The 21,836-nt window shown below is 66.9% G+C and carries 19 protein-coding genes; 12 read left to right on the top strand and 7 right to left on the bottom strand.

Annotated elements, in window-relative coordinates:
• The first annotated feature begins 180 nt into the window (after nt 1-180).
• Nucleotides 181-990 (top strand): 16S rRNA (cytidine(1402)-2'-O)-methyltransferase, encoded by an 810-nt coding sequence (rsmI, locus tag ABEA50_RS02345; protein ID WP_425577561.1) that lies wholly within the window; start codon nt 181-183, stop codon nt 988-990.
• Nucleotides 991-1,215: 225 nt separating this feature from the next.
• A complete protein-coding gene (locus ABEA50_RS02340) occupies nt 1,216-1,968 on the top strand; it encodes an isocitrate lyase/PEP mutase family protein (protein WP_345493314.1) in 753 nt (250 codons plus the stop codon).
• A 238-nt stretch (nt 1,969-2,206) separates the two neighbouring features.
• On the opposite strand, the gene ABEA50_RS02335 is transcribed toward ABEA50_RS02340, so the two are convergent.
• Together ABEA50_RS02335 and metG are read right to left on the bottom strand one after the other, a co-directional pair.
• Nucleotides 2,207-2,887 carry a TetR/AcrR family transcriptional regulator gene (locus tag ABEA50_RS02335; RefSeq protein WP_345493313.1) on the bottom strand — a complete coding sequence of 227 codons (681 nt, stop codon included), beginning with the start codon at nt 2,885-2,887 and terminating at the stop codon, nt 2,207-2,209.
• A 117-nt stretch (nt 2,888-3,004) separates the two neighbouring features.
• Nucleotides 3,005-4,603 carry a methionine--tRNA ligase gene (gene metG / locus ABEA50_RS02330; RefSeq protein WP_345493312.1) on the bottom strand — a complete coding sequence of 533 codons (1,599 nt, stop codon included), beginning with the start codon at nt 4,601-4,603 and terminating at the stop codon, nt 3,005-3,007.
• 26 nt (nt 4,604-4,629) lie between these two features.
• Here metG and ABEA50_RS02325 point away from each other — a divergent pair, with 26 nt between their 5' ends.
• From ABEA50_RS02325 to rsmA, 3 genes are all read left to right on the top strand, one after another.
• Nucleotides 4,630-5,457, top strand: coding sequence for a TatD family hydrolase (locus ABEA50_RS02325; RefSeq protein ID WP_345493311.1), 828 nt, complete (start codon nt 4,630-4,632; stop codon nt 5,455-5,457).
• 234 nt (nt 5,458-5,691) lie between these two features.
• Nucleotides 5,692-6,780 carry a transglycosylase family protein gene (locus tag ABEA50_RS02320; protein ID WP_425577506.1) on the top strand — a complete coding sequence of 363 codons (1,089 nt, stop codon included), beginning with the start codon at nt 5,692-5,694 and terminating at the stop codon, nt 6,778-6,780.
• 42 nt (nt 6,781-6,822) lie between these two features.
• Complete coding sequence (gene rsmA, locus ABEA50_RS02315) at nt 6,823-7,704, top strand: 16S rRNA (adenine(1518)-N(6)/adenine(1519)-N(6))-dimethyltransferase RsmA (protein WP_345493308.1); 882 nt, start codon at nt 6,823-6,825, stop codon at nt 7,702-7,704.
• A gap of 252 nt (nt 7,705-7,956) precedes the next feature.
• On the opposite strand, the gene ABEA50_RS02310 is transcribed toward rsmA, so the two are convergent.
• Nucleotides 7,957-8,913, bottom strand: a complete 957-nt coding sequence (locus ABEA50_RS02310) for a 4-(cytidine 5'-diphospho)-2-C-methyl-D-erythritol kinase (RefSeq protein WP_345493307.1) — start codon at nt 8,911-8,913, stop codon at nt 7,957-7,959.
• A gap of 472 nt (nt 8,914-9,385) precedes the next feature.
• On the opposite strand from ABEA50_RS02310, the gene ABEA50_RS02305 reads away from it, so the two are divergent.
• The 3 genes from ABEA50_RS02305 (at nt 9,386) to ABEA50_RS02295 (ending at nt 12,609) form a co-directional block, all read left to right on the top strand.
• Entirely contained in the window at nt 9,386-9,592 is a 207-nt protein-coding gene (locus ABEA50_RS02305; RefSeq protein ID WP_345493306.1) for a heavy-metal-associated domain-containing protein, read from the top strand.
• Nucleotides 9,592-10,485: a hypothetical protein gene (locus tag ABEA50_RS02300; RefSeq protein WP_345493305.1), complete on the top strand. Its 894-nt coding sequence runs from the start codon at nt 9,592-9,594 to the stop codon at nt 10,483-10,485. The genes ABEA50_RS02305 and ABEA50_RS02300 overlap by 1 nt, the downstream gene beginning before the upstream one ends.
• Nucleotides 10,486-10,791: 306 nt before the next feature.
• Entirely contained in the window at nt 10,792-12,609 is a 1,818-nt protein-coding gene (locus ABEA50_RS02295; protein WP_345493304.1) for an ABC-F family ATP-binding cassette domain-containing protein, read from the top strand.
• Here ABEA50_RS02295 and ABEA50_RS02290 read toward each other — a convergent pair.
• Together ABEA50_RS02290 and ABEA50_RS02285 are read right to left on the bottom strand one after the other, a co-directional pair.
• Nucleotides 12,606-13,481 carry an Abi-alpha family protein gene (locus ABEA50_RS02290; RefSeq protein WP_345493303.1) on the bottom strand — a complete coding sequence of 292 codons (876 nt, stop codon included), beginning with the start codon at nt 13,479-13,481 and terminating at the stop codon, nt 12,606-12,608. The genes ABEA50_RS02295 and ABEA50_RS02290 overlap by 4 nt on opposite strands.
• Nucleotides 13,472-14,794 (bottom strand): hypothetical protein, encoded by a 1,323-nt coding sequence (locus tag ABEA50_RS02285; RefSeq protein WP_345493301.1) that lies wholly within the window; start codon nt 14,792-14,794, stop codon nt 13,472-13,474. Before ABEA50_RS02285 ends, ABEA50_RS02290 begins: the two co-directional genes overlap by 10 nt.
• A 174-nt stretch (nt 14,795-14,968) precedes the next feature.
• Between ABEA50_RS02285 and ABEA50_RS02280 the strand changes: the two genes are divergently transcribed.
• Together ABEA50_RS02280 and ABEA50_RS02275 are read left to right on the top strand one after the other, a co-directional pair.
• Nucleotides 14,969-15,844 carry an Abi-alpha family protein gene (locus ABEA50_RS02280; RefSeq protein ID WP_345493300.1) on the top strand — a complete coding sequence of 292 codons (876 nt, stop codon included), beginning with the start codon at nt 14,969-14,971 and terminating at the stop codon, nt 15,842-15,844.
• Nucleotides 15,845-16,197: 353 nt separating this feature from the next.
• Nucleotides 16,198-16,755, top strand: a complete 558-nt coding sequence (locus ABEA50_RS02275; RefSeq protein WP_345494615.1) for a nuclear transport factor 2 family protein — start codon at nt 16,198-16,200, stop codon at nt 16,753-16,755.
• A gap of 9 nt (nt 16,756-16,764) precedes the next feature.
• On the opposite strand, the gene ABEA50_RS02270 is transcribed toward ABEA50_RS02275, so the two are convergent.
• Nucleotides 16,765-18,351: a peptide chain release factor 3 gene (locus ABEA50_RS02270; RefSeq protein ID WP_425577560.1), complete on the bottom strand. Its 1,587-nt coding sequence runs from the start codon at nt 18,349-18,351 to the stop codon at nt 16,765-16,767.
• 369 nt (nt 18,352-18,720) lie between these two features.
• Between ABEA50_RS02270 and ABEA50_RS02265 the strand changes: the two genes are divergently transcribed.
• Together ABEA50_RS02265 and pth are read left to right on the top strand one after the other, a co-directional pair.
• Nucleotides 18,721-19,320 carry a 50S ribosomal protein L25/general stress protein Ctc gene (locus tag ABEA50_RS02265; protein WP_345493298.1) on the top strand — a complete coding sequence of 200 codons (600 nt, stop codon included), beginning with the start codon at nt 18,721-18,723 and terminating at the stop codon, nt 19,318-19,320.
• Nucleotides 19,321-19,349: 29 nt separating this feature from the next.
• Complete coding sequence (pth, locus tag ABEA50_RS02260) at nt 19,350-19,931, top strand: aminoacyl-tRNA hydrolase (RefSeq protein WP_345493297.1); 582 nt, start codon at nt 19,350-19,352, stop codon at nt 19,929-19,931.
• A gap of 239 nt (nt 19,932-20,170) precedes the next feature.
• Here pth and ABEA50_RS02255 read toward each other — a convergent pair whose 3' ends face one another.
• Entirely contained in the window at nt 20,171-21,823 is a 1,653-nt protein-coding gene (locus tag ABEA50_RS02255) for a fatty acyl-AMP ligase (RefSeq protein ID WP_345493296.1), read from the bottom strand.
• Between the last annotated feature and the right edge of the window lie 13 nt (nt 21,824-21,836).

The raw sequence follows: 21,836 nt of genomic DNA, 5'->3' as shown, positions 1-21,836 counted from the left end.
GCTGTGTGTCGGTGAGTGTGCGCGGGGTGCGTGCGGAATCGTTGCCGAGGGTTCGACGGCGGATAGGCTGCCCGGATGTCCGGTGGATCCGCCGGTCGCGGCGAGCGAGACGGGAGCGGTGTGGCAGACGAGGTGGACGAGCCTTCGGGCGCGGGCAGGTTGGTGCTCGCGGCGACGCCGATGGGTGACGTCGGCGATGCGTCGCAGCGGCTGCGCGTGGCGTTGCGTTCGGCCGACATCGTGGCCGCCGAGGACACCCGGCGCACCAAAGCCCTGGCCAGGGCTTTGGAGGTGACCATAGGCGGGCGGGTGGTGAGCTTCTACGATCACGTGGAGACCGCGCGAATCCCGGTGCTGCTCGGCGAGATCGAGGCGGGCCGCACCGTGCTGTTGGTGACCGACGCCGGGATGCCCTCGGTCAGCGATCCCGGATACCGCATGGTCGCGGCGTGTGTCGAACGTGACCTGCCGGTCACCTGTTTGCCTGGTCCCTCGGCGGTGACGACGGCACTGGCGTTGTCGGCGTTGCCGATGGAGCGGTTCTGCTTCGACGGTTTCGCGCCGCGCAAGTCGGGCCAACGTCGAACGTGGTTGCGTACGTTGCTCGCTGAGCCGCGCGCGTGCGTGTTCTTCGAGTCGCCGCATCGACTCGCCGACTGCCTCGGCGACGCGGTCGAGGTGCTCGGCCCCGATCGTCGCGCCGCGGTCTGTCGTGAGCTCACCAAGACCTACGAGCAGGTGGTGCGCGGCACCCTCGCCGAACTCGCCGACTGGGCGGTCGAGGGTGCGCGCGGCGAGATCACCGTGGTGTTGGCTGGCGCTCGGCCCGAAGCGGCCGACCCGGCCGATCTGGTGGACGAGGTGGAAGCGCGGATCGGTGCCGGGTTGCGACTCAAGGACGCCTGCGCGGAAGTGGCTGCCGATCATGGTGTTTCGCGGCGCGAACTCTACGACGCGGTGGTCGGCGCGCGCCGCGAGGACGAGGACTGAGGCGAAGGCCACCGCTCGCGCGGCACCATCGCGGCGTCTTTCCCAGCTGGGTGTGCGGCGGTAGAGCAACGTTGTTGATCGATAACGCGGTAGGTGGACAACGCGGCGGGGCAACAGGGTGGAGCGGGTGGACAACGCAGCGGGGTGGACAACCGGCGGCGCGGTACGGGCACGTTCGTGGGGACCTGTGCGCGGATGTCGGGCGGGTCGGGCATGATCGGCCCTATGACTTCTCTGGAGAGCAAGGCCGTCGAGTTTCTCGCACTGCACCGCCCAGGTGATCCGGTGGTGCTGCCGACCGTATGGGATGCCTGGTCGGCCAATACCGTTGTCGAGGCGGGGTTCTCGGCCCTGACCGTGGGCAGTCACCCGGTCGCCGATTCGATCGGCCGCGCCGACGGTGAGGGGATGACCTTCACCGAGTTGCTGACCAGGGTCAAGCAGATCACCGAGGCCGTCGACGTACCGGTGTCGGTGGACATCGAATCCGGGTACGGTCGGCGGCCCGCCGAGTTGATCGAGGGCCTGCTCGAGGTCGGCGTCGTCGGCCTGAACATCGAGGACAGCGTGCACAGCGAGGACAAGCGCCTGCGTGAGCCGCAGGAGCACGCTGATCTGGTGCACGGTTTGCGCGAGTCCGCCGACGCGGCCGGAGTGCACGTGGTGGTCAACGCGCGCACCGACCTGTTCCTTCGCCAGGACGGCGAGGAGTCGACCAGGGTCGACCGCGCCATCGATCGCATGCGGCTGGCCGCCGAGGCTGGCGCGGACGTGCTGTTTCCGGTGGGCGGGCACTCCGAGGAAACCCAGCGCAGGCTCACCGCGGAATTGCCGTTGCCGGTGAGCAATGTCGGCAACCCCGGTCAGTCGGAGAAGGCGGCGCTGGCCGCGCAGGGCCTGGCCAGGATCAGCTTCGGACCGTTCCTCCAGTTCGCGCTCACCGCCGAAACTCAGCGGCTGCTCGGACGCTGGAAGTAACGCTGACCTGCTGGTGTTCGGCGTCGGGATCGGCTGGCGCCGAACACTTCTCACCGAGCGCGCGGCGCCGACCCCGCGCGGGCGGAAGCGGGTCTCCCGAACAGCCGCGCGCCACTCATCTCCGAACTCGCTACCGAGCACCGGGTCGCGCACGCGGGCGCTACGGTCTCGGATGTTCAGCCGATCGAGCTGCTCTCCCGGCGCACCACGATCGAGACAGCTGGGCGTCGCGCGAATCTCAAGTGGCGGGCACTGTTTCGCCCCTGCGTACGCCGAGAACGCTGGTCACCAGCTGGATGAACACCGGCGCCAACGCGGGAACGGCCGCCGCACCCTCGCTGGTCAGCACGCGGCGGGTGCGTTCGGCGAGTGCGTCGGGGATCAGCGCGATCAGTTCCGCCGACGCCGAGGGCAGCGTGGGGTCGGCGGCGCGGGCCTGCTCGAAGTAGTAGCGATACAGCGCGGCGAACTGGTCGGCGGCGAGATCGTGATACTCGATGGCGGCCTGGTTCACCGTGAATGCCTCGACCAGTGCCAGGCGGGCGAAATCCGGCTCGGTGGCAACGGTTTCGCAGTAGGTGACGATGATCGTCTCCAACGCGGTGACCGCGTCGGCATCGGCGGGTAGCTGGGCGATCTCCTCGCCCGCGCGTGCGGTCATCACCTCGACGGCCGTGCGCACCGCCGCGACGAAGCAGTCCTCCTTGTTCGCGAAGTGCTCGTAGAAGGTGCTGCGCGACACCCGGGCAATCCCGACGATATCGGTGAGAGTCGTTGCCGCGTAACCCTTCTCGGAGACACAGCCGACCATCGCCTCCAGTAGCCGTCCCCGCTGCGATGCCAGCACGGCGTCGCGTGCCGCCCGGTGTCGTTCCGCGAAGCTGGTGTGTACCACCGGCGTCGCACCCTCCTGACGCATGAATGCCCCTTTCCGCTCGTCTCCCGCAGGCCAGTATGGACCCGCGCACCGTAAGCAACGGGGCCGGTCGGTTTCAGGCGGTGATGGAGCGTGCGCCAGGAGTCGAGCGGCGACCGGTCAGTTCTTCGGCTCGATGTACTTGGGGTACACCGGTTCCGGTGCCGGCAGTGTTACGCCGGGCACAATGGGCGTCGCGATATCCGCGAATGTTCGTGCCTGCTGGCCGAGTTGGTCGAGAATCTTGCTCGCCGAACCCGGCATCACCGGCTGCACCAGGATCGCGACGATCCGCAGCACCTCGAGCGTCACATACAGCACCGTCGCCTCGCGCGCCAGATCCGCCTCGGTGCCGGACTTGGCCAGCGCCCACGGCGCCTGCGCGGAGAAGTACCTGTTGGTCTCGCCGAGCGTGAGCCAGATGGCCTCGAGCGCGAGATGGATGTGCTGCACGTCGAATTCGGCGCGGCAGCGTTCGAGCAGCCCGTTCGCGAGGTCGAGCAGCGCACGGTCTTCCTCGGTGAACTCGCCGGGGGTCGGCACGACACCGCCGCAGTCGCGCACCACCATCTTGGTGCTGCGCTGCACCAGGTTGCCGAACTCGTTGGCCAGGTCGCTGTTGATCCTGCCCACGATCGCCTCGTGGCTGTAATTGCCGTCCTGGCCGTAGGAGATCTCGCGCAGCAGGAAGAAGCGCAGCGCGTCGAGACCGTAGGCGTCGATGAGCGCGATCGGGTCAACGACATTGCCGACCGACTTCGACATCTTCTCGCCCTTGTTGTACAAGAACCCGTGCACGAACACGCGTTTCGGCAACTCGATACCCGCCGAGAGCAGGAACGCGGGCCAGTACACCGTGTGGAAACGGGTGATGTCTTTGCCGATGATGTGCACGTCGGCGGGCCAAAATCGTTGGAAAGCAGCCGATTCGGTGTCCGGGAAGCCCGCGCCGGTGAGGTAGTTGGTGAGCGCGTCCACCCACACGTACATCACGTGATCGGGGTGGCCGGGGACGGGAACACCCCAGTCGAAGGTGGTGCGTGAGATCGAGAGATCCTTCAGCCCGGCCTTGACGTAGCTCACGATCTCGTTGCGCCGCGTCGCGGGGGCGATGAACTCGGGGTGGTCCTCGTAGAGGGCGAGCAGCTTGTCCTGGTAGGCCGAAAGTTTGAAGAAGAAGTTCGACTCCTCGGTCCAGGTGACCGGGGTGTTGGTCTCGGTGGAGATGCGGCTGCCGTCCTCGAGCAGCGTCGTCTCCTCCTCGGTGTAGAACGCTTCGTCGCGCACCGAGTACCAGCCGGAGTAGTTACCGAGGTAGATATCGCCGTTGGCGTGCATCCGTTCCCAGAGCGCGACGCTTGCGGCCTTGTGGTCGGCGTCGGTGGTGCGGATGAACCGGTCGAAGGAGACGTCGAGGGCACGGTCGAGCGCTTCGAAGACATCGGAGTTGCGCGCGGCCAATTCCTCGACGGGGATACCCTCGGCGGCGGCGGTCTGCTGCACCTTCTGGCCGTGCTCGTCGGTGCCGGTCATGAAGAACACGTCGTAGCCGTCGAGGCGCTTGAAGCGCGCGAGGGTGTCGGCCGAGATGTACTCGTAGGCATGGCCGATATGCGGCACGCCGTTCGGGTAGGCGATGGCCGTGGTCAGGTAGAAGGCGGGACGCTCAGCTTCGCTCATGGTGCGTCTACTGTAATGCGCGTGCTTTTCGACTTTCACCCGAATATCCCCGTCAGGCGTTTCCGGTGAGCGGCAAGCGCGAGGCGCCCGATCTGCCCGAGCCGCTCGCGCCGATCATCGATGCGCACACCCACCTCGACGCCTGCGGGGCGACCGATGCCGCCTCGACCGCCGTCGTCCTCGATCGTGCCGCGTCGGTGGGGGTCGGCCAGGTGGTGACGGTGGCCGACGACCAGGCCGCCGCCCAGTGGGCGGTGCGCGCGGCGCACTGGGACCAACGGGTGTACGCGGCGGTGGCCTTGCATCCCACGCGCGCCAATGCCCTCGACGAGGCCGCGAAGATCGAACTGGAGCGCCTCGCTGCGGACTCGCGCGTGGTGGCCGTCGGCGAGACCGGCCTGGATTACTACTGGCCGGGCAAGCTAGAGGGATGTGCGGAGGTCGAAACCCAGATCGAGGGCTTCCGTTGGCATATCGACCTGGCCAAGCGACTCGACAAGCCGCTGATGATCCACAACCGGGAAGCCGATCACGACCTGCTGACCGTGCTGTTGGACGAGGGTGCGCCGAAAACGGTGATCTTCCACTGCTTCTCCTCCGATGCCACCATGGCGCTGTCGTGCGTCGCGGAGGGCTACATCCTCAGCTTCTCCGGGACAGTGAGTTTCAAGAACGCGCGTGAGCTGCACGAGGCGGCGAAACTGGTGCCGCGCGAGCAGATCCTGGTCGAGACCGATGCGCCGTACCTGACACCGCACCCGTTCCGCGGTGCACCGAACGAGCCGTATTGCCTGCCCTACACCGTGCGCGCGCTCGCCGCGTTGCGCGAGGAGGATCCCGAGGAGTTGGCGAAGATCACCACCGCGAACGCGCGCCGGGTATACGGGATCTGAATTTCGATCCCGCGCGACTTCCCAAGGTGGGGAACCCATATACGGCTATGTGACACACCTCACTGACGTCGGCGTGTTTTGTGATCAACCAGCGGTATCTATATCAATTCGTGATAGAGAAAGCGCCCAGGTACGCCTCCAGCGGTTGTCGGCCTCGGATCTGTTCGTTATCGTGCCGTGATAATGTCCGCTTTCTCGTCACCCATCGTGAGGGTCAACCAGTCACGATCGCCGATGCTCTACATCGCGGTCGGTGCGCTGCTGGTCACTCTGATCGCAGGCGCCAGCATGGCGATCGTGCACCACAAGACGGTGACCGTCGTCATCGACGGCGAAGAGCTGTCGCAGACCACGATGTCGGTCGACGTGGATGGCGTGTTGAAGTCCGCCGGATACCCCGTCGGAGACCGGGATCGGGTCTCCCCGGATCCGAGTGCGTCGGTCGCCGATGGCGGCACCGTCACGCTGAATCGGGCGCGCGAGGTCGAACTGTCCGTCGACGGCATGACGCAGAAGGTGTGGACCACCGGCGAGACCGCGGGGGAAGCGTTGCAGCAGTTGCAGATCCCCAAGGAGGCCTACGTCTCGCCCGCACGCGACCAGCCGCTGCCGCTTGTCGGTGGCACGCTGAAGATCGCGAGCCCGCGCAATGTGAAGTTGCTCGACGGCATCGGCTCGCCGGTCGATGTGCGGCTGGCCGCTCCGACGGTCGGCGAATTCCTCGAGGTCGCGGGCATCCCCCTGATCCAGCAGGACACCGTGGAACCTGCCGCGTCGACGCCGCTCACCGAAAACCTGAGCATCACGGTCACGCGTAAGCGGACCGAGAACCGCGTCGAGGAGGCACCGCTCGACCCGCCCGAAGAGGTCGTCGAGGACCCCGAGCTGAACATGAGCCGCACCGTGGTGGAGACCGAGGGGACTCCCGGCGTCCAGGACGTCACCTACGCGGTCACCATGGTCAACGGCGAGGAAGTCGACCGACAGCAGGTCGACTCGACCGTGAAGGTGAACGCGGTCCCCAAGAAGGTGCGCAAGGGTGCCAAACCCGGCACCGAGGTGCCCGAGGTGCGGGAAGGGTCGACCTGGGACGCGTTGGCCAAGTGCGAATCGACCGGCAACTGGTCGATCAACAACGGCAACGGTTTCTTCGGCGGTATCCAGTTCGACCAGAACACGTGGGAGCGCCAGGGCGGGCTGAAGTACGCGGAGCGCGCCGACCTCGCCACTCGCGAGGAGCAGATCGCCATCGCCGAGGTCACCCGGCAACGCCAAGGGTGGGGTGCATGGCCCGCGTGCACCAGCCAGCTCGGCCTCAGCTGAGCGCTGCCAGCTGGCCCGCGGTGGTGTTGGTAGGTTCTCCTGGTGTCCGAACCGGAAGTCGCCGCGCGCGGCAGTGCCGCTCTCCTCGGGCCCGCCGAAGTGCGGGACCTGGCTCAGCGACTCGGTGTGCGCCCGACCAAGCAGCTCGGCCAGAACTTCGTGCACGACGCGAACACCGTCCGCCGGATCGTCGCGGCGGCGGGAGTCGGGCGTAGCGATACCGTGCTCGAGGTGGGTCCCGGCCTTGGGTCATTGACGCTCGCGCTGCTGGACGTGGTCGACTCCGTGGTTGCCGTCGAGATCGATCCCGTTCTGGCGCGACAACTTCCGTCGACCGTCGAGCGGCGTGCGCCGGAGTTGGCAGACCAGCTGCGGGTGGTCGAAGCCGATGCGCTGCGGGTGGGTTCGGCGGACCTGCCGCTGCGCCCCACCGCGTTGGTGGCGAATCTGCCCTACAACGTCGCGGTGCCGGTGCTGCTGCATCTGATGGCGGAATTCCCCAGCATCACAGTCGCTTTGGTGATGGTGCAGGCTGAGGTCGCCGACCGCCTCGCTGCCTCGCCGGGCGGACGTGTCTATGGCGTGCCCAGCGTGAAGGCGGGTTTCTTCGGCACCGTCCGCCGCGCGGGCGCCGTCGGCACCCAGGTGTTCTGGCCGGCACCCCGCGTCGATTCCGGTCTCGTCCGCATCGACCGTTACGTCGACCCGCCGTGGCCGACGGACGCCGAACACCGCCGCCGCGTCTTCGCCGTCGTCGACGCCGCCTTCGCTCAACGCCGCAAAACCCTCCGCGCGGCGTTGGCTTCCTGGGCGGGCACTCCCGCCGAAGCCGAACGTAAACTCCTGGCCGCGGATATCTCGCCTACCGCCAGAGGTGAGACCCTGGACACTGCCGCTTACGTCCGACTGGCCGCCCAGGAATAACCCGTCGCCGACCGACCCCGAGATGGCGGTAAAGCTGCCAGTAGACCTTCGCGCACCATTTCGACCGCGTACTGGTTCTGGCGAGTTCACGCCCCCTGCGTGACCGTGAAACCCTCACCACCCCAGCAAAACCCACCCAAGCACCTAGATGCCCAAGCGCCTCGCCCCTTGCCCGGTTCTCTGTCCCTCACCCGCGTTCCTCGCGTTCCGCGCCCGCGCCGACACCATCCCCACAACTCACCCAGCGACCCCTCAGGCCCGCTCGTCCGGCGGCACCGGCGCCGGTCCGTCACCACCACCGAGGATTCTGGCCCCAGGCACCGGCCCACTGGCCGTACGCACGCTCCGACACACCCCGGCGCCCGCCAACTCCGCAGCAACGGAAACCGCCGATTCCGCACTCGCGCAAAGGAACGCGCACGTAGGCCCGGAACCGGAGACCAATCCCGCCAATGCGCCCGCGGTCACCCCGGCGCGCAACGTGCGCCGCAGTTCGGGTCGCAACGACACCGCCGCCGCCTGAAGATCGTTGCCGAGTAACGGCGCGAGCAGCTCAGGGTCGCCGGAAGCCAAGGCCTGCAACAGTTCCTGGGGTTCCTCCAGGCGCGGCGGTGTGCCGTTTTCCCGCAGTCGATCGAGTTCGCCGTACACTCCCGGCGTCGACAAACCACCCTTGGCCAAGGCGAGTACCCAATGAAAGGTGCTGCGGGACAACACCGGAAGGAGTTTTTCGCCGCGACCGGTGCCGAGTGCGGTGCCGCCGTGCAGCGCGAAAGGCACATCGCTGCCGAGTTCGGCGCCCACCGCGGCGAGCTCATCTCTGCTGAGTCCGAGCTCCCACAATACATTCAGGCCGACCAGGGCCGCCGCGGCGTCCGCGCTGCCACCGGCCATGCCGCCCGCGACGGGGATGCCTTTGGCGATGGCGATCTCCACCAGCGGCGCCCTACCCGCCCGATGCGCCATCGCGACCGCCGCCTGCCACACCAGGTTGGTGCGGTCGGTGGGTACGTCGGCGGCGCTTTCGCCGCTCACGCGCACAGACAGCGAGGTCGATGGGGTGATCGAGACGTCGTCGCCGAGCGAAAGGGCTTGGAAAACCGTGGTCAGGTCGTGGTAGCCGTCCTGGCGTAGATCGCCGACGCCGAGAAAGAGGTTCACCTTCGACGGCGCACGCACGGTAATCGGGCTCGGCACAACTGACAGCACGGTTGCCCAGCCTATCCGGTGGTGGCGTCGGTCGCTGCGCTCACGACCAGCCTTTCGGCTGTTGTTTACATTCGGTCGAGGGTCGTAGCGTGCGTGGCAACCGGAACGGTCCGATCGTTCGAGCACGCGGATCGCTCGCCAAGGGGTCGGTGACGCGGCGATGGATCGGGTGCGAGGTAATTCCCATCGACGGTGATGCTCGACAATCGATGCGTCCGGCTGGCGATCCCCTTTCCTGCGGCGGGCCAGGGTTCGTCGGGCCGATGACGTTGCGGTCCGACGGGGACCTGTCTGTCTGGTAGTACTCGGTGTGACTGTGCCGCAATCGAGTTCGCCTCTGTCGGGTTCCTGCACGGCTCGAGCTCCCATAGCTTGCGTTCATGTACCGGTAGGGGGTATCTTTCGGGTGGCTGGGGTATACCCCCGGCCAGTATTCGAGCGCAGCGTGACCAGCACAGCCGAAGGAGTCGACATGCCCTCCAGCACCTACACCGTCACCGGGATGACCTGCGGACACTGCGTCAGCGCGGTCAAGGAGGAAATCGGCAAGATCGACGGGGTCACCGGCGTCGAGGTGGATCTCGACAGCGGCGCGGTCAAGGTCGACAGCACCGCGCCGATCGACGATTCCGCCGTCACCGCCGCCGTCGACGAAGCGGGCTACGAGGTTACTGCCTGATGCGAGACCGGCTCAGGTTCCTCGCGTTCGGTGGGGCACTGGTCGTCCTGTTCGGGGTGGCACTCGGCATCGGCACCCTGGTGGGCGACCACGGTGAGCGCGCACCAGACACCGCGATGCCCTCGATGGGTGACGCGCACCACGGGCTCGCGCAGTCCGAGTCCGGCTACACCCTCGCCGACCTGACCGCGCCGAGCGCACCGAACCAGCTGGGCCGCATGCAATTCCGAATCACCGGGCCGGGCGGCGAGCCCGTCACCCGATTCGACACCCTGCACGACAAGCAGCTGCACCTGATCGTCGTGCGCACCGACACCACCGAATTCCGGCACGTGCACCCCACGATGGACGCCGAGGGCACCTGGTCGCTCGACTGGACGTGGGCGCAGCCGGGTACCTACCGGGTCTACGCGGACTTCGCGCCGGACTCGGTGACGGAAAACCCCGGCGAACTCGTGCTCAGCCGGACCGTCGAAGTGGCGGGAACCGCCACGCCGCAACCGATTCCGGCGCCCTCGCGGACCGCGACGGTGGACGGATACCAGGTTTCGCTCGTCGGCGACCTGAGTACGGCGGGTAGTGAGCTCACCTTCACCGTCAGCCGTGACGGCGCACCCGTCACCGACCTGAGCCCCTATCTCGGCGCCTACGCGCACTTGGTCGCGCTACGCGTCGACGACCTCGCCTACCTGCACGTTCACCCCGAAGGTGCGGTCGGCAGCACGCCCGCCGGTCCCGAAGTCGCCTTCCACGCGCAGGCCCCCGGCCCCGCCGCGTACCGCCTCTACCTCGACTTCTCGCACGGCGGCACGGTGCACACCGCCGAGTTCACCGCGCACGCCGAGTCTCCTGCCGTGCGGCAGTCGTCCGGCCGTCACCAGCACGAAGGGTAAGTGCGCCGCTACAGCTCGCGGTCGTGCGAGGTCACTGCGGATGCGCGGCGATTGGCCGGGCAATTGTTCCGTTTGTGCTGCTCAGCTTGTTTTTCGGGATAGTTCGACTGGTGCGCGATGATGTGCCGGTGGTGCGTGCCCGTGGTGGGCGCGTTGCTGGGCCGAGGAGTGCGGGGTGGTGTGCGGGGGGAGCCCGGTGACCTCGGTCCCGTCCGGGGGAGAGGCTGGTGGGGGCTTGTTCGCGGGTCAGTAGGCTGGGTGGGTTAGCGCGGGCCGGACTGGTCGGCGGAGGATGCGGAAGGATTCATGTCCAACCTGATCAACCTCGAACAGGTCTCCAAGAGTTTCGGGATCAAGCCACTGCTGGACACCGTGTCGCTCGGCGTGCACGCCGGGGAACGGATCGGGGTCGTCGGTCTCAACGGTGGGGGTAAGACCACCCTGCTCGAAGTGCTCACCGGGCTGGAACCGCCCGACAGCGGGCGGGTCAGCAGGGTCGGTGGGCTGCGGCTGGCGGTCGTCACCCAGCGCGGGGTACTGCCGGAGGGTGCGACGGTGGGCTCCGTCGTGCTCGCGGGGTTGATCGAGGACGGATCGGTGGAAGACGGCGCGCTCGACGGTGTCGCCGAGTACGAGTGGGCCGCCAACCCGCGTATCCGGTCGGTGCTGGAAGGCATCGGCATCGCCGACCTCGGCTTGGATGCCGAGGTCGACAACCTGTCCGGTGGGGAACGCCGCAGGGTCGCGCTCGCCGCCGCCCTGGTTCGCGAGCTGGACCTTTTGGTGCTCGACGAGCCGACCAACCACCTCGATGTCGAAGGGGTGCAGTGGCTGGCCGAGCATCTGCTGCGTCGGCGCAGCTCGTTGGTGGTGGTCACGCACGATCGCTGGTTCCTCGACACCGTGGCCACCAACACCTGGGAAGTGGTCGGCGGCAAGGTCGAGAACTACGAGGGCGGTTACGGCGACTGGATCTTCGCCCGTGCCGAGCGCGCCAGGCAGTCCGACGCCAGCGAGGCGCGCAGGCGCAACCTCGCGCGCAAGGAATTGGCCTGGTTGCGGCGCGGTCCGCAGGCGCGTAGCTCGAAACCGAAGTACCGCGTGGAGGCGGCCGAAGCGCTGATCTCCGATGTGCCGCCACCGCGCGACAGCGTCTCGTTGGCCGCTTTCGCGCGAAAACGCCTGGGGCGGGTGGTGATCGAGCTGGAAGACACCACGCTCACCACCCCGGACGATCGGGAATTGGTGCACGATCTCACCTGGCGGCTCGCGCCCGGCGAGCGCGTCGGCCTGGTCGGGGTGAACGGTTCGGGCAAGACCACTCTGCTGCGCACACTCGCCGGTGCCGTCGAACCCGCTGCGGGTAAACGCATTCAGGGCCAAACCGTGCGGATCGGCTGGCTGCGCCAGGAGCTCGATGATCTACCGACCGATCTGCGTGTGCTGGAAGCGGTTCAGCAGGTGGCGCAGCGAATCATGCTCGGGGACAAGGAAATATCGGCGGGGCAGCTCGCCGAGCGTCTCGGCTTCACCCCCGCGCGCCAGCGCACCCCCGTCGGTGACCTCTCCGGTGGTGAGCGCAGACGCCTGCAACTCACGCGCATCCTGATGGACGAGCCGAATGTGTTGCTGCTCGACGAGCCGACCAACGACCTGGATATCGACACCCTCCAGCAGCTGGAGGATCTGCTCGACAACTGGGCGGGCACGATGGTGGTGATCAGTCACGATCGCTACCTGATCGAGCGAGTCTGCGACTCGACCTGGGCGCTGTTCGGTGACGGCAAGCTCACCAACCTGCCCGGTGGCATCGAGGAATACCTGCGTCAGCGCGCGGCCCGAAGCGGCGCTACCGCAACGGAAGCCAGGAAATCCGACGCCAGGAAATCCGACGCCAAGCCGCCGACCGACGCCGCCGCCCACCGCGCGGCGCGTAAGGAACTGTCGCGGCTCGAGCGCACTGTCGACAAGCTCACCGACCGCGAGCAACGCCTGCACACCGCGCTCGCCGACGCCGCCACCGAACCGGACAAGCTGGTGAGCCTCGGCGCGGAACTCAAACAGGTACTCGCGGAGAAGGAGACCGCCGAGCTGCGGTGGCTGGAGTTGGCCGAGGAGGTCTAGCTGCTGCCCGCCGCGCGGCCGTCCTCGGCATCGAGGGCGACCGAAAGGCACCGCAGCACGAACTCGGCGCCGAAGCCGGTGAGTACGACACTGCGATAGATCACCTTGGTGCCGAATCCCGAGCGCTTCAACACCTCTCGCACGGAGCTCTGCGCCTCCAGCACCTGATACCGGTTCGGGTTGCCGACCGGTTCGCGGGTGTGCTCGATCAGCCCGAGCCTGCGCAGGTTGGTGAGGTACTGCTGGATCCGGTTCGGGAATCGCAATCCGGCGTGCTCGCCGATCATGGTGAGCATGGCGCCGAGCCGTTCGGACCCCAGGGCCCGCGGGCGACCGGTACGAATATCGATCGACGGTTGCGGGCCGTCCAGGTGCAGGAACCGCAGGATCCGCGCCTCGTCGGGGGTCAGTTCGGCGAGCATGCCAGCGAAGGCGGGATGGTCCTGATCGTCGTCGTGCGCGCTGCTCGCCGACATGCGAAGCAGCGCGGCGCCACGCTCCCGCAGCGTTCCCGGCGCGGCCTCGGTATCCGTGGTGCGCGGCACCGGCATGCCGAGCGCACGACGCAGCGCGGCGCGCACCTCGGTTTCGGCCTCCGCCAGCACTTCTCGCGGGGGCGTGCCTTCGATGCTGCGTTGCACCACGGTGGAGGTCACCTCGACGGCGGTGCCGACACTCCACGAGGTCACCTCCGAGACCGCGCTCCACGCGACCCGCGCCACCCCGCTCGCCGCCCGCACCGTGGCCAGCGGAGCGGGAACCCGCTTCGCGCGCACCACCTGTGCGTCCGGCCGCCGGGCCACCGTCGCGTCGGCTACCGCTTCGGCGGAGGTTTCGCCGTCGTCACCGGGACCGGATTCCACTACAGCCATGTCGTCGCTACTCCCGTTCCGAAGATCAGGATATGAGCGTATCCGGCGAACAATCCCAATACGCCGCCATGCAGAAAAAGAAGCCACTCGTCCTGTTTGATTGCCGCGCGTAGCATTTCGACCAGATCCGGGGGCCGCAGCGCGGACATCTGTTTGGCGATGTAGTTGTGGATCCGCCTGCCCTGGCGCGCGTTGAACTCGGGGTCGGCGAAGGCGATCGGTGCGATCGTCATCGCCTCGTTGGTGAAAGTGTCCTGCAACGAGTCGTATTCGCGGCTGCCGAGCACGAACTTCACCGCCGAGCGTGCCGGACCGAACGCGCGGTCGGCGGCGGGACGCAGGGTGTCTTCCAGTATCTGCATCGTGCGGTCCGAGCGCGGTCCGTTGAGCAACTCGTCACCGATATTGGCGAGTGTGATCACCTCGCGGGAGACCAATTCGGCGTAGCCGTCGGTGATTTCGGACTGGCGTTTGATGAGCAGACCCTGCCGCCACGGGCACCACCACTTGGGGTATGCGGGCGCGAAGATCATATTGAGTCCGACCCAGTTCACCACCCAGCCGATGGCGATCCCGCCCAGCGGCAGCACGAGGAGGGTGGACAGGCCGGTCAGGTGCAGGATGGCGACCAGGACGACGCCCATCGGCGCACCGAAGTAGAAACCGAAGTTCTGCATGAACCGCAGTTCCTTGGCGCCGAGGGTCTGGAACAGTGTGTTCAGCAGGTGCGGACGAGCCTGGAAGTAGCGGATCATCATCTGCTTCACGTCGAGCAGCTGTTCGATGTTGTCGCCGAGTTCCTGGGTGAGTTCGTGCAGGATCTCGGGCAACTGCTGGCGCACCCGCGCGTGCACCATCTCGCGCACCTGGGCGGGCAGGTTGTACCAGAGTTGCGGATGGTCGCGGCGCAGAATGTCTTCGACGATGTCTCTGATCTGTGCGTCGGCGATGCTGGCAAGGTGCTCGGCGAGCTTCTCCGGTTCCAGTTCGCGATAGAAGTCGCTGACGCTACCGAGCTTGGAAAGGCCCTTGTCGACGGCGATGCTCGCCATCTTGTCCGCGCGGGAGGGGACGATGCCCTGCCAGCCGATCCTGCCGTCGTAGCTCAGCAGCGGCAAGACCTGAATTCGCCTGGGCAGGAACGGGTATACCGTGCGCAGACCCGGCATGCGGATGCCGTGGAAGGCGATGGGACGAAACAGCATGAGGATGCCGGTCCAGTTGGTGATATACCCGATAATGCCTGTGAAAAGGGGTATGGTCAGCAATTCCAGCAGAATGGTGGGGTGGATTCCGAAACCACTCTCTAACACGACACCTCCTGCCGACACACGGTGATCGTCGCCCCACCGGGCCCCCAAAGTAGCACCTCGCGCCCGCCGCGCCCTATTGTGAGCGGGGAAACCGGTCCTGCTCGCCAGTGCGTCGGGCGACTTCGGAAGTAATCTATGGGGCGACCCCTTCACCTGGCGATATCGGAGTAATACGTGGCAGACGACAGGGCCGGAAAGGACATCACCCGAGCCGGTTCCCGCGCCGTTGAGCGCAGCTCGGATGTCGAACAGCGGCAGATCAGCAACGAGGCGAGGATGATTCGCGGCGTCTTCCGCGCGGCCGGCCTCGCGGCGGGCAGCGTGGTGCGCAGTGGACAGTGGGCCGTCGGCACCACCTACGAGGTGACGAGGGAGATCACCACCGCCGCGTTGGAGGGGGAGTCCTCGGCCGATATCGCCGAGCGGACCGGAAATGCGTTGCGGTCCATCGCCCGTAGTGCGCTGGGTGTCACCGAGGGGTCGGTGCGCGAGATAGTCAGTTACGCCCCCGGCTCGAACGGGACCGGGAACCACGCCCAGTACGGCGCCCCCTACGTGCCGTCGGTGACGGTCGCCGATCTGCAACGGCGAGGCAAGGCGTTGCTGCGCCGGTCGGCGGATGTGAATTTCACCGAGGACGTGCATCCCGCCTACGACCACATCCTCGATCAGCTCTCCGCCGACGAGGCGCGCATCCTGCGTTTCATGGCGCAGGAGGGGCCGCAACCGCTGGTGGATGTGCGCACGAATCGCCCGTTGGGAATCGGGTCGGTTCTGGTGCGTGGCGATCTCACCTCGGTGCCGGAGCAGGCGAGTGTGCGCTACGTCGAGCGCGCACGGTCATATCTGATCAACCTCAATCGACTCGGCCTGATGCACACCTCCGACGATCCGGTGATGCTGAACCGCTACATGGTGCTCGAGGTGCAGCCGGTGGTCGAGGCGGCGCTGAAGGAGGCGGGCCGGGCGCCGAAGATCGTGCGCAAAAGTCTCCGGCTCACCGAATTCGGCCAGGATTTCTGCCGCACGTGTTTCCCGATCGACGATTGATCGCCGCGAGTTGATCTTGGGTGCGATCTCCCGCACCTGGTGATAGCAATCTGATACAAATCTCCCAATCCATGAAGACAGCTGGCTTCGGATGGGATTGTTGAGGTATGGATCAGGGAACCGGGCGCGGCGATCCTAAGCCGGGTGTCGACGAGCGGCAGCGGGAGAGCGGGGCATCGGACCCGGTCGAGCCTGCCGACTCGACGGACGAGGGTGGCGTCGTGGGTTCCGACGGTGCGGGGCCCGACGGTGCGGGGCCCGAGCCGGAGACCGCGGGGGCCACCGGGCCTTCGGTGCCGAGTGCCGCGCCGGACGCGCGCCCGACCCCCTCGTCGGTCTCGTCGGTCGACGACATCGCGGCGATCAGCCGCCTCAAGTTCCGGTACCTGCGCAGCCTCGACACCAAATCGTGGGACGAGTTCGCCGACACGATGATCCCCGAGGCCACCGCCACCTACAGCGAGTACCTGCAATTCGAGTCCCGCGAAGCGTTCCTCGCCTTTATGCAGAACACGCTCGGCCCGCACGTCATCACCGAGCATCGGTGCGAGCATCCCGAGATCGACATCGACCGCGATACCGCGACCGGCACCTGGTATCTGGCCGACACCGTCCTGATTCCCGGAAACAACATGCTGCTGCGCGGCGCCGCCTTCTATACCGACCACTATGTGCGGTGCGCCGACGGCCACTGGCGGATCTCGCACACCGGTTACGAACGCACCTACGAGGTCGTGCTCTCGCTCAGCGACCTACCCAGCCTGCGCCTGACCTCCAGCAAATGGGGGTTGTTCGCCGACGACGAAGGCACCTTCTCCTCGGTCGAACGCGAACCCAATGCCGCGCCCACCGAGACCGACGCGGAATTGGACACCGACGCCGGATTGGATCCCGACGCTCGACCCGAATGACTTCGGGGGTCAGTCGGCCGCGGCGACCAATGGTTCCAGGGTCAGCTGCGGCAGTTCCTTCTCGATGTATTGCAGCCGCCACTTGTCGCTGAACAACGCGAGCAACGCGCCGTCGCTGCGGGTGAACACCTCGACCCCGCGCTGACGATCCAACTCCGCGACCGACTCCGGGTCGGTGCGGCGAGCCAGGGTGTAGCCGAGGTGCTCGATCTTCGTCTCCACCGTGAACTCCGCCCGCATGCGCGCGGTGACCACTTCGAACTGCATCGGGCCGACGGCAGCGAGCACGGGGGAGGCGTCGCCGCGGATGTCGTTGCGCAACACCTGGACCACCCCCTCGGAGTCGAGCTGGTCGATGGCCTTGCGGAACTGCTTGTATTTGCCCGCGCTCTCGGCGCGCAGCACCGCGAAGTGCTCCGGCGCGAACGAGGGGATCGGCGCGAACTCCACCTTCTTGTCGACGAACAGGGTGTGGCCTGGCGCCAGCGCTGTCGCGTTCACCAGGCCGACCACGTCGCCGGGGTAGGCGGTGTCGACGGTGGCGCGTTCGCGGCCGAACACCGTGAGCGCGTATTTGGTGGCGAACGGCCGACCGGTCTGCGCGTGGGTCACCACCATGCCGCGCTCGAATTCGCCGGACACGATCCGCATGAACGCCAACCGGTCGCGGTGGGCGGTGTCCATGCCCGCCTGCACCTTGAACACCACCGCGCTGAACGGATCGGTGGTTTCGCGTTCCGCGCCGCCGACGTCGGGGCGAGGTCCTGGCGCGGGGGCCAGCGCGACCAAGGTTTCCAAAAGTTGGCGGACACCGAAATTCAGCATCGCCGAGGCGTAGATCACCGGGGAGGTCTGTCCGGCGAGGAACATTTCCTGATCGTGGTCCTGACCGGTCGCCGAGAGCAGTTCGCTCTCTTCGACGGCGGTCGTCCACGCCTCGTCCTCGCGCTCGCGCGCCTGCTCGGGAGTCAGGGACTCCTCGGGTGCGATCGTCGCGCCGCCCGCTGTCCTGGTGAAGTGGATGTATTCGGTGGGGTCGCCGTTCTCGCCGCGACGCAGCAGGCCGCGGAAATCGCCCGCGATGCCGACCGGGATGAACAGTGGCGTCGGGGTGAGGCCGATGCGTTCGCTGATCTCGTCGAGCAATTCCAGCGGGGCCTGGCCCGGCCGGTCCCACTTGTTGATCACGGTGACGACCGGGATACCGCGATGGCGGCACACCTGGAACAGCTTCAAGGTCTGTGGTTCGAGGCCCTTGGCCGCGTCGATGAGCATCACGGCCGCGTCGACGGCGGTGAGCACCCGGTAGGTGTCCTCGGAGAAATCGGAGTGGCCGGGGGTGTCGACAAGATTGATGACGTTGTCGCTGGTGGCGCCCTCGGCGCGATAGTTGAATTGCAGCGCGGTCGAACTGACCGAGATCCCGCGCGCCTTCTCCATCTCCATCCAGTCCGACACGGTGGAACGACGTCCCGCCTTGCCGTGGATGGCGCCCGCCTCGGAGATCATCCGCGCGTGCAGCGCGAGTGCCTCGGTGAGCGTCGACTTGCCCGCGTCGGGATGGGAGATCACCGCGAAGGTCCGCCTCCTGGCCACCTCGGCGGGAAGACCGCGTGTGGCGGATGCTGAGGAGCCCTCATTGCGCTCACCTGTGGAGGCGCTCACCGAAACACCCTTTCGACCGACGACGAACCGATAACCCGTCCAGCGTACTGGAGCGAAACGACTGCGACACGACCGTGCTCCGGACACCCGATTCACAGTGCGTATAACCACTGCGATATGGTTTCCGGGTTGTCTCGGCGAGGGTGACCGCAGACCAGTTTGCGCTCACCGTGATCGACGCGGCTCGGCTTCCGGCCGTCCTCGTTCGTTCTTCGCCCGACGAGTAGACCAACCGAGCCAGGGGGATTCCCTGGCGACCAGTTGACCAGCCCGGAACAGCCGTAGGGAGTAGATCCAGTCATGTCCGACGCCAACGTTCTCGAAGCCGCCGTACGCACCGAGTTCGGCAAGGGAGCCGCCCGCCGCACCCGTCGCGCGGGGAACGTTCCCGCGGTGCTCTATGGCCACCAGGCCGACCCGCAGCACCTGTCGGTCGACGCGCTGGCCTTCGCCGCGATTCTCCGCGAGCACGGCACGAACGCTGTGCTCAACCTCGTCATCGACGGCAAGAAGCAGCTCGCGCTGACCAAATCCGTTGTGGTGCACCCGATCCGCCGTTACATCGAGCACGCCGACCTGCTGGTGATCAAGCGCGGCGAGAAGGTCACCGCCGACGTCAACGTCATCGTCAGTGGCAACCCCGCCGCGGGCACCCTGGTCACCCAGGACGCCACCACCGTCTCCATCGAGGCGGACGCGCTGAAGCTGCCCGAGTCCATCGAGGTCTCGGTGGAGAACGTCGAGGCCGGCACTCAGATCACCGCGGGTGACTTGAACCTGCCCGCCGGTGTCACGTTGAACGTCGACGCGGACACCTTGATCGTGAACGTCATCGAGTCGCCCGCCCCGTCGAGTGACGACGAGGCCGAGGATGCGGCCGAGGCCGAGGCGTCCGAATAATCGGCCGCCGCCGCGGAATCTGTGCATAAATGACCGAGTCCGCTGCCGGTCCCGTGCTCGTGGTCGGCCTGGGAAATCCAGGTCCGAGCTACGAGCGCACCCGGCACAATGTCGGTTTTCTGGTCGCCGATGTGCTCGCTGAGCGCGTCGGCGGCCGTTTTGCCGTGCACAAGAAGTCCGGCGCCGACCTGTTGCAGGCACGCTTGGACGGACGTCAGGTGTTGCTCGCCAAGCCGCGTTCGTTCATGAATCTGTCCGGCCGCCCGGTGGCCGCGCTCGCGCGCTTCTTCTCCGTCGCACCGGACCGGGTGATCGTGGTGCACGACGAACTCGACTTGCCTTTCGGCAGTATCAAACTCAAGATCGGCGGCGGTGAAGGCGGCCACAATGGGCTGCGGTCCATCTCGAGTTCGCTGACCACCAAGGACTATGTCCGCACCAGGATCGGCATCGGCCGCCCGCCCGGCCGGCAAGACCCCGCCGACTATGTGCTCAAGCCGTTCGCGACGCAGGAGCGCAAGGAAGTGCCGGTGATCGTGGAGCAGGCCGCCGACGCCGTGGAGTTGTGGCTGCGTGTCGGGTTGGAATCAGCGCAGAACCAGCTGCACTGAGTTTATCTGTGCGGGGTGACTATCGCGCGGGTGGCCATGCGCGGGGTGACTATCGCACGGAGTGATCATCGCACGGAGTGATCACCGCACCGGAGTGATCACCGCATGAAGTGTCTCCGCCTCGAGTGTCTTCCGCCTGTGCCAGTCACCGGCGTCGCGGAAATGTCGTCCCAGTCCGTTCCGCATCCAGTAAGTGTGTAACGGGGTGGGGCGTGAATTCCGTTGCCGCTGTTCGGGGATCAGCGTTGCGGGAGATGCGCGGCGGTGGCAGCGCGGCGCAGTTTGCCCGAGGAGGTCTTCGGTAGCGAGCCCGGTCCGAGAACGGCGACGGTGCGCGGACGCGCGCCTACCTCGGAGAACACCGCGTGCACGATCTCGCGTTCGATTCGCTTCACCTCGTCGGGGTCCTCATGGTTGCCGCTTTCCACCACCACGGCGAAGCTCTCCCGTTTGTCCCCGGCGTCCAGTCGGACCGCGACCGCGTTACCCGCCCGCACGCCGACCACCCTGGTCGCCGCGCGTTCGATATCGGTGGGGTAGATATTGCGTCCGCCCATGATGATGACGTCCTTGATTCGCCCGCACACCACGATGAGGCCCTCATCGGTGAAGTAGCCGATGTCGCCGGTGTCCAACCAGCCGTCGGCGTCCTGTGCTTGGCGGAAACCGTCGACCGTCACATAACCCGAAGTCACTGCGGGACCGCGTAATTCGATGACACCGACCGAGCGTGATCCCAGCGGCTGGCGCTCCGCGTCGACCACTCGGCCTTCGAGATTGTCGACCAGGTGGCCGAGGGTGGGCAGGCGCCGGATCTTGCCGGGATGACCGTGTTCGTCCAGTGCGGGAACGGCTTTGCCGATCGCTTCGAGCAGGTCGGCGTCGACGATGTCGAGTACCTGGCCCTTGCCCGGATCGGGAAGCGACACCGCGAGTGTGGTTTCGGCCATTCCGTAGACCGGGGTGAGCGCGGCGGGGTTGAGGCCGAATCGTTCGCCCGCGTCCGCGAGTTTCTCCATGGTTTCCGGATCAACCGGTTCCGCGCCGTTCCACATGTAGCGCACGCTGCTGAGGTCGAGGCTCGCGTCATCGGCCTGGCGTAGTCTGCGTGCCAGTAGGGAGTAGGCGAAATTCGGTGCCGCGGTGACGGTTCCACGATACTTGTCGATCAGTTCGGCCCACAGCAATGGTCGGGTGAGGAAGTCCATCGGGGTCACGCACGCCACTTCCGCACCGAATTGCATGGGCGCGGTGAGGAATCCGACCATCCCCATGTCGTGAAACAGCGGCAACCAGCTGACCATCACGTCGTGTTCTGGCTGGAACTTCACCCGGTTGAACATGGCGTTGGCGTTGGTGAACAGGTTGCCGTGGGTGATCCGAACGGCTTTCGGTGAACCGGTGGAGCCGGAGGTCAACTGCTGCAACGCGATATCGGCCTCGGCGGTCGGCAGCGGCTCGGTGTCGGCGCCTTCGGCCAATTCCTCGACGCGCACCACGGTGATGCCGCGTTCGCGCAGCAACGACTCCGCCGCCTCGAACGGCGAGCCGAGCACCACCGCACGCGCCTCGATCATCGTCAGCACGGTCTCGGTGTCGCGGGCCCATACCGCGAGGTCGGTGCGCGGTGTCGGCTGGTGCAACATGGTGATCGAGGCGCCGCGCATCCAGATGGCCTGACAGGCGGGCGCGATGTCGACGGGCAACCCGGCGAGCACGCCGACCGCGTCACCGTGCGCGATGCCCGCCTCGGCGAGGCCACCCGCCATCCTGCGGGCGAGGCGATGGATCTCGATCCAGGTCTGGCGCAGAGGTGCCGAGGGCTCGCCGGCTATCAACCCGCGCGCGCAGGTCTGACCGGTCGCGTACATCTCGTCGGTGAATCTGCTCAACGTCCAACTCCCT

The sequence above is a fragment of the Nocardia callitridis genome (assembly GCF_039543305.1).
Lineage (GTDB): Bacteria > Actinomycetota > Actinomycetes > Mycobacteriales > Mycobacteriaceae > Nocardia > Nocardia callitridis.
Note: the sequence above shows the minus strand (reverse complement) of the source record. Positions and strands in the feature narration are given on the sequence as shown.